This is a genomic window from Telluria sp. ZB4P34 (assembly GCF_059686055.1).
In genome coordinates, this window is the sequence record NZ_JCASIF010000021.1 from 62,699 (window position 1) to 69,815 (window position 7,117).

The 7,117-nt window shown below is 54.1% G+C and carries 5 protein-coding genes; all 5 read left to right on the plus strand.

Annotated features, from left to right (window positions below):
* The first annotated feature begins 243 nt into the window (after window positions 1–243).
* From AC56KL_RS21655 to AC56KL_RS21675, 5 genes are read left to right on the plus strand one after another with little or no spacing between them, the layout of a single operon-like run.
* A complete protein-coding gene (locus tag AC56KL_RS21655) occupies window positions 244–1,674 on the plus strand; it encodes a Wadjet anti-phage system protein JetA family protein (RefSeq protein WP_497182243.1) in 1,431 nt (476 codons plus the stop codon).
* On the plus strand, window positions 1,671–2,339 hold the full coding sequence (locus tag AC56KL_RS21660; RefSeq protein ID WP_497182244.1) for a DUF4194 domain-containing protein: 669 nt from the start codon (window positions 1,671–1,673) through the stop codon (window positions 2,337–2,339). Before AC56KL_RS21655 ends, AC56KL_RS21660 begins: the two co-directional genes overlap by 4 nt.
* Window positions 2,339–4,969 (plus strand): ATP-binding protein, encoded by a 2,631-nt coding sequence (locus AC56KL_RS21665; RefSeq protein WP_497182245.1) that lies wholly within the window; start codon window positions 2,339–2,341, stop codon window positions 4,967–4,969. The genes AC56KL_RS21660 and AC56KL_RS21665 overlap by 1 nt, the downstream gene beginning before the upstream one ends.
* An 18-nt stretch (window positions 4,970–4,987) precedes the next feature.
* Complete coding sequence (locus AC56KL_RS21670; RefSeq protein WP_497182246.1) at window positions 4,988–5,989, plus strand: SbcC/MukB-like Walker B domain-containing protein; 1,002 nt, start codon at window positions 4,988–4,990, stop codon at window positions 5,987–5,989.
* A complete protein-coding gene (locus AC56KL_RS21675; RefSeq protein WP_497182247.1) occupies window positions 5,986–7,008 on the plus strand; it encodes a Wadjet anti-phage system protein JetD domain-containing protein in 1,023 nt (340 codons plus the stop codon). Before AC56KL_RS21670 ends, AC56KL_RS21675 begins: the two co-directional genes overlap by 4 nt.
* Window positions 7,009–7,117 lie beyond the last annotated feature (109 nt).

Below are 7,117 nucleotides of genomic sequence, written 5' to 3' on the forward strand. Positions count from 1 at the left end.
GATTGTGCGCACGAACACTGACGGTGAATGACTCCTAGTGCGTCAACGTCGTAGCTGAGACGCAGGGCCCAAGCCGGGACGCACAGTGCATACGGTCACATGCTAGAAAAAACACTAAGGCGCTCGAGTGAGCGAGTCCGTACTTTTCGTAAGTATCCTTGAGGTGACAATCTTGCTCACCGTACCCTACCAGCATCCAAGACATACGCAGGCTTTGACTGCAACGGTCATTGGAGACTAAGAATGGCTGCGGGATTATTCTTTCAAGCGGAACGCGCTCGATTTTTCCGCCCTCTGAACAGTTCCCGACGCGAGTTAGTTGCCGCCTGCTTGAGGACTTTATTCGAGCGCTTGCATGGCCCTGCAGCTGACTACTCCCACAACCTAACTCGAGACGCATTAAGGGAGCTGCTTCTTCCTGTTGTCACCGAGCGCTCTGGAGTTTTATCTGCTGACGTAGAGATTGACGAACTCAACTCGCTTGAGGCCATCGAGCCAACGCAGCTAACTTCTGCAGTCATACGCCTGCTGCTTGCCGACGGTTGGCTCGAACAGTTCGCAGACCGGAACGGTCTAGTAACAGCATTCCGCTTCTCTCGCCCAGGAAAACTCTTTGCCGAAGCGCTGTGGTCCTTAGACCGACCGAGCCGTAGCCGGCAACGCAACATGCGTGGCTGCCGTAATGCTCTTGAAGCTGCACTTGGCGAACGTGGCGACGCACATGATTTAGTCGATGCGTACGAATACGCAGAGAAGGTAATTGAAGACCTTACCGACGGTATCGATTATTTTCAGGAGCTCGTGCGTCATCTGATGCAAAACGCTTCCGTCCATAGTCAGTGGGGCGAATTCGTTGAATTCCTTGAGCGTTTCGAACGCGACTACTCCAAGCAACTGACTGCCGACAATGCCACGCTGAATCGGCAGTCCATCCGGCAGAAGTTAGAAAAGTTACGCATCGTCCCCGAGAACAAGTACAAGCGCATCGACTCGCAGCTGTATGACATTGCGCAGTGGGCTGTAAGGGAGCACACAGGACCGTCTGTCTACGAGTGGCTGCTTAATCGCATCGAGGACATTGTCGACGCAGCGTGCGAATCAAAGCAGCCAGGGTTCCTAAAGGCGATGGAAACCTACATGAAGCGTGTTCATGGACTCGCACTGCAGTCAATGATGCTTCGAGCCGGGCAAACGCGTCATGCTTACGTAGCAGCCATCCACCAAGTAGCCCAATCAACAGGGGCGGCGCAAGACATGTTGTTGTCCAAAATTGGTGAAAGGCTTGCCTCAGCAGAGGTTAGGGTGCTTGACCCTTCTAGCTTCAAGCTGCGTAGCGCTAGCCAGCGACGCAAAGCTGTAACCGTATCTATCCAACCTCGACCGAGCTATGAGCAACGACTCCTGGGCGCAATGCGCCGCGCAGAGGCGGAGGCTTTTTCGCTACCCAATGAAGAGCTTGCAGAGAAGCTACGCGGGGACTTGCGGCTGTTCCAACATCCTATCCGGCTTTCTTCGCTTTCCAGTTCTACGGCGCGTGACGTCATCCGGACAATGCAGTCGGTTGAGGCCGTACGCAACGCCCGAGGTAATGACCTGTTAGCCCGCAAGCTACCCAGCCGCCTAGACAACGACTTCTATAGCGGCGACGACTATGAGATTGATTTCAAAAAATGACCTTATCGGACTTCCTGCGCGAACAGCTTGCCATCGCAAACGTAAGACCTGAGCGCTTCCAAGAAATCCTCTGTCGCTTACTAGCGTACGGGGTCGTTGTTAGGGATGAAGACAAGACGGAGCAGCTGCTATATGACGATATCCGGCGAGTAGAAACCTTACTGAAGGACTACCTCGACGTTGCCGGCTTCCTCCTGCACCACGACCTTACTAATCAGTTCTACCGGTTATACGCACCTGGAGCTGTTGTGGACGGGTTAGATGAGGATGCACTCGAGGCCGTGCCTTCGCTACGGGCCCGAGTCTCTACTGATTTCGTCGCAGCAGCGCTGGCCCTGCGCTTTCTCTATCAAGGCAAACTCAGCAACGGCGATATTCAGCCACAGGGCGATGCACTGGTCAGCTTTGAAGAGCTTGCTGCGACGATGCTCACGCAGCTGAAACGTCCGTTGCCAGCGAGTGTTAGCGACAAGATGGCTTTGCTAGCAGAGCTACGACGTCACCGCATCATCACCTACAGCGCCACGTTCTCCATTTCTGACGAGGACGCACTATTAGCGATACGCGCGACCATCCTTGGCATTGTTAGCAACGACGCACTAACGTCTGCGTTGGATGCTGACGGTGTGATTGTTGTAGAGACCACTGTTGAGGAGAATACCTAATGAAGCTGGACCGCTTGATTCTAGTGAACTGGGGGCAGATACGTCCTGGGGACTACGACATGGGAGACCTGACGCTACTGACAGGTCAAACAGGGTCTGGCAAGTCGACAATGTTAGATGCCCTGCAAACCGTGATGACGGCGGTGATAGCGGGGATATACAACTACAACCCGGGTCAGGATGAGGTCTCACAGGGGCAGCGTGGTGGCAAATCGAAGCGTACTGTGGAGTCGTACGTGGTCGGCGCCGAGTACAGCCGCTTCTCCAGGCCTAATGGTGCGCATGCCTATGTAGCAGCAGTGTTTCGGCCAAGTGAAGGCGAGAACGATATGAAGCCTTTTACCGCCGTCATTGGCGCGTCAGCGCGATTAGAAACAGTCGGTGAGCGACGAGATGCGAAGCTAGAAAAGCTCGAGTTAGTCATCGTTGACGATGCCATCCTGACGTACACGGATTTCCTTAAGGACGTCGTGGCGAATCAGTGGGTTGCGGTTGAGGATATCGCTAGGCGTTTGAAGGAAAAGTATCGGCGAGTTACCCCGTTCGAGAGTCAAAAGAAGAACTATGTTTGCGCACTTTTTGGCCGGTTCCGCGGCAAGCTTTCAGTGCCGTGGGACGAAGCGCAGAACGCTGCGAAGGCCTGGTGTCAATCAATTGCCTATCGAAAGATTGGCTCTGTACATGACCTCGTTCGAGACGAGATTCTCGAGTTTGATGCGAAGCACCTGCAGGAGAGCATAAGTCGCATCAGCGACCTCATGCGCCAGGTAACGAACCTGCGCGAAGAAGGTGAACGAATCGGCGCTACCGTGCAACGTCTCAAGGAGCTCAAGACAGCCATTGGGAAGACTACAACTGCGTTTGAGCAGCAGGTGCAGTATGACCTGCTGCTTTCAAAGCTGCAGCTACGTGCCGCTGCGGAAGCGACCGCTAATGAAACTTCGACTATCGCTAGTGCGAGAGCCCATCTAGAGCGTCACACTACGAAGGTCAGTAGCGAAGCAAATGTACGTAAGGGGCTTGATGCCAGCCGTATCGATATAGCGGCCAAGCTAAGCGGTATTCAAGCCTACGGAGAAAAGGAACGGCTGGAAGAGAGCCTTAGACGCGCGACCAGCTCTGCAAAATCTATCCTCGACGGACTAAATCGTTCGTTACTGTCGGCCGCACAGTTGGACAACGCAGCTAGAGAACTCTTGGGTAAGCCTGTTCCGGAACAGTTTCCAAAGCTGCGAGCTGCTGTGAGTGCTGTAGCTGAAGCCACAGCGGCAACTGCCCTTGATAGGTTATCGCACCTACGTGAGAAGGTCGCTGAAGCCTCCGTAGATGGTGAGCTTGATGCATTTGTGCTTCGGCAGCTAGCGACGGCCTTCGAAGGAACAAACACGGGCATTCCTGAGCTATATGCTGCGATGGTTGGGCCTAGTGGAAGTGCAGCAACAGCGATTGCCGCGGAAGCGTCGACGTTGAGTGAGCGGTCCATGGCTGCCCAAGTATCGGTTAGCGAGCTAGCTGGTAAGAAGGCGCGCTTAGCTGCCGGCGGAGGCGATTACGAGCGCGTCTTCACCAATGCTCTTGAACGAATTCGAGAGGTCTATCCTGAAGCGAACGTGCAAATTCTGGCTGACCTGATTGAGCCAGCATCAGAGGCATGGCAGGCCGCTATTGAAGGCTATTTGGACAACTCGCGTTTCAACTTCATCGTGAAGCCAGAGTGGGAGGCTCGTGTTGTCGACTACCTGCAGAGCTACAGTGGACGCATCCGCGTTGTCCAAGGGCGAAAGTGTTTAGACCGTGCTGACGCGTCGCGCGTGCCAAGCGACTCGATTATTCACGAGCTAAAGACGGACAATCCGATTGCGAAGGCGTACCTCATCGAGCAGTACGGTCCGGTAGTCAAAGTGCAAACTACTGAACAGTTGCGGCACACCTCGCGAGGCCTGACAAAAGACGGTAAGGGGAGCGGTGCACGCACAATGTTTTTGTGTGAGCAGCGAAGCCTTGTCTTTGGACGCAAGGCACGGGAGCGAGCCCTTCAAGAGGTGACGAGCCAGCTGGCTTCCGCGGAAGCAGAGGTCGCCCGGCTTGAGGCATTACGGGTAACGTTACGTACCGTGGAACGTCTCTTGATGAACTTGAAGGAGCCAATATTTCACGCCTCCTCGCTTGAAAACCATGCAGGCGACATCGACCATGCACGCCGTGCGCTGTTGCAGCTAGACCTAACGGAAGTCGACGACTTACAAGGAAGGTTGAAGCAACTTGTGGATGAGATTCTGGCGTGTGACGAGTCGATAGAAGTCTCGAAGAAGGAGATTGTCTTAGCTGAAAAGCGCATTTCCGAAGCTGAAGAGGCGATTCGCCGTATCAGTAGCCGGGGCGATGCTCGGCACCAGGAGCACGAGCACCAGCTAGGTCGACTTAAGCATTTGTGTGAAGCGAATGCAGAGCAGACCTACACAGTCATGGCCCAGGTTGTTGAAGACGAGTTCCAAGCGCAGACGCTAGATGTCGCAGCAGTACAGCACAGATTGGCATCACTACGGATTACCCCGGTCACCCATCTTGGTGAGGTTCGAGAGATGCTTGCTGAGTACAACCAGCTAGCCAAGTCTGACGAGAGGTTTTAGTCTGCGCTTCCGCATCTCATGGACGATACTACGTTCGACCCTTACTACGGCCCATTAGCCAATCTTGGACGAGCAGTAAGCCAGCTGCACAAGGACATGGAAGGCGTTGGGGTGTACAACAACCGTGATGCACTGTCCAAGGCTGAACGGTCATTCCACGACGTGTTTACGAAGCAGTTCTGCGTTGAGATTAAGACGAAGGTTGATGATGGAGTCCGGACACTGAGACAACTCAACACCGAACTGCAGCATCTGAAGTTCGGGTCAGACCGCTTCACCATCGATTGGTCTCGTTGGGAGCCAGAGTTTGAGGAATACCATGCATTCTTCCGCGCTGTGACAGAGCTGGCTGACTCTAACGATGTTGTAGACCTGTTCAGCGAAGTTGAGTTGCCGCCGAAGCACATCGCTGTGCGAGACCGACTCGTAGGTCTACTGCTGGACAAGAACCAAGACGTTGCGAGTCGCGAGTTGATGCGCATTGCGGACTATCGCAACTACCGTCGATATGAGATATGGAATGAGTCAGACAGCGGTGGGCGCATAGCTCTGTCGACTTGGGGTACGGGTTCTGGTGGCCAGCTTGAGACGCCGGCTTATATTGTTCGGGCCGCTATCGTTACGAACCGATTAAAGTTCTTCGAGAAGGGACCGAGCCTCAAGTTGCTGGTCAACGATGAGTCTTTCTCGAAGATGGACGAACAGCGCGCCCGGGACGTCTTGAAGTTCTTACGGGATAGTCTCAAGCTCCAAGTCATTAGTGCGATGCCAACCAAGGCAGCAGGAGGACTGCGAGACGAGTTCAATCGCGAGTACAGCTTCACTCGGGCGGAAGTCGACGAGAATGGAGAGCTCGACTTCGTTTCTGACTGCGATGAGCGCATTCTGAAGACCGACCGCATGCGTGAGCTATGGGAGCAACAGCGTTCAATAGTGCGTGAACAGGCAAAGCTTGTCTTTGCAGCAGAAGCAGCAGCGCTTGACGCTTCCGCAGCAGTGTTAGCGGAAGCGACTCCATGACCGAAACTCCGCTTTGGCTTGAGTCGGACGCCGTCCAGCAACTATTCAATATGCTTGTGGACCGCTTGGATGCTGCCGAGCAGCGAGGTAGTGGTCGGACACAATCTGTCGCCCTTGATGCCCGAACCTGGCCAGCTCTGTATCAGGCCACGTTTGAATCTGACAAAGAAGATTTGTGGGAGCATGCTACGACGCTAGCGCGCTGGAGATGGGTGCAAATCAAGCCTGAAGCTGCCATTCGCTCTTCCTCTGGATATGCTCGTTCGCCGCGGCTTACTGTTATAAACGAACAGGAAATCAGGCGCCAGGTTGGCCGGCCAGAGCGCGTTCGCTCTAGTAGTGAGCGTTGGCGTGAAGTTTTAGCTATGCATTTGGACGCATGCGACGATGTCAAACGTCTAGCAGGCGACTACTGCATCGATATGCCTGACCGTTCAATGGTCGAAGTTGTTCAGCAGTTGAACCGTCTGCAGGAACTGGCGACTGAGCCATTGTTGCTCCGGGAAGTGTCAGCTCAGTTGTTCTGGGGGATGTCCAAGGTTCTTGATAAGCGTCAAGGGCTTGTAGCTGCGGTGCTCGGCACGCTCGAGTGTCCCTTCGCTGAGTCTCCTATCCAGTTGCAGGTTTTTTTACCTTTTGGTTGCTTTGAGTCAGTCCTGTTTGTCGAGAACCAGATGAGCTTCGAACAAGCAACACGTTCGCGCTCCGGCAAGTTTTCAGGGCAAGCCTTGGTGTTCGCATCAGGCTTCAAAGGTAGTGCTCGTAGGATGCGAACTGATGGGTCCATCTACTACTCTCAGCGGGGAGAACTCTCGAGCGATGCACGCACTCGATTTGAGCAATGGCTGAGCGAAGAAGGAGATGCTTCAACAGCTCCAGCGTACTTCTGGGGCGACCTCGATTGGTCAGGTATGCGAATTCTTAGCGCTATGCGAAGCTCATTTCCAAGCGTGACGGCGTGGAAGCCTGGCTACATACCTATGCGCGAAGCTTTGCTGGATGGCCATGGACTGAGATAGCCCCTTGATTCACCAGACACAGTCGATGCTGTATCCTAACGGATGGGAATATGACTGTGAGTATGACTAGGAACAACCAAACCATCGAAGTCGTGACGGTGTCCGAAGA

Excerpts from the sequence above, each read along its gene's own strand:
- AC56KL_RS21670 (WP_497182246.1), top strand. The coding sequence starts at position 4,988 with ATGGACGATACTACGTTCGACCCTTACTACGGCCCATTAGCCAATCTT.
- AC56KL_RS21675 (WP_497182247.1), top strand. The coding sequence starts at position 5,986 with ATGACCGAAACTCCGCTTTGGCTTGAGTCGGACGCCGTCCAGCAACTA.
- AC56KL_RS21665 (WP_497182245.1), top strand. The coding sequence starts at position 2,339 with ATGAAGCTGGACCGCTTGATTCTAGTGAACTGGGGGCAGATACGTCCT.
- AC56KL_RS21660 (WP_497182244.1), top strand. The coding sequence starts at position 1,671 with ATGACCTTATCGGACTTCCTGCGCGAACAGCTTGCCATCGCAAACGTA.
- AC56KL_RS21655 (WP_497182243.1), top strand. The coding sequence starts at position 244 with ATGGCTGCGGGATTATTCTTTCAAGCGGAACGCGCTCGATTTTTCCGC.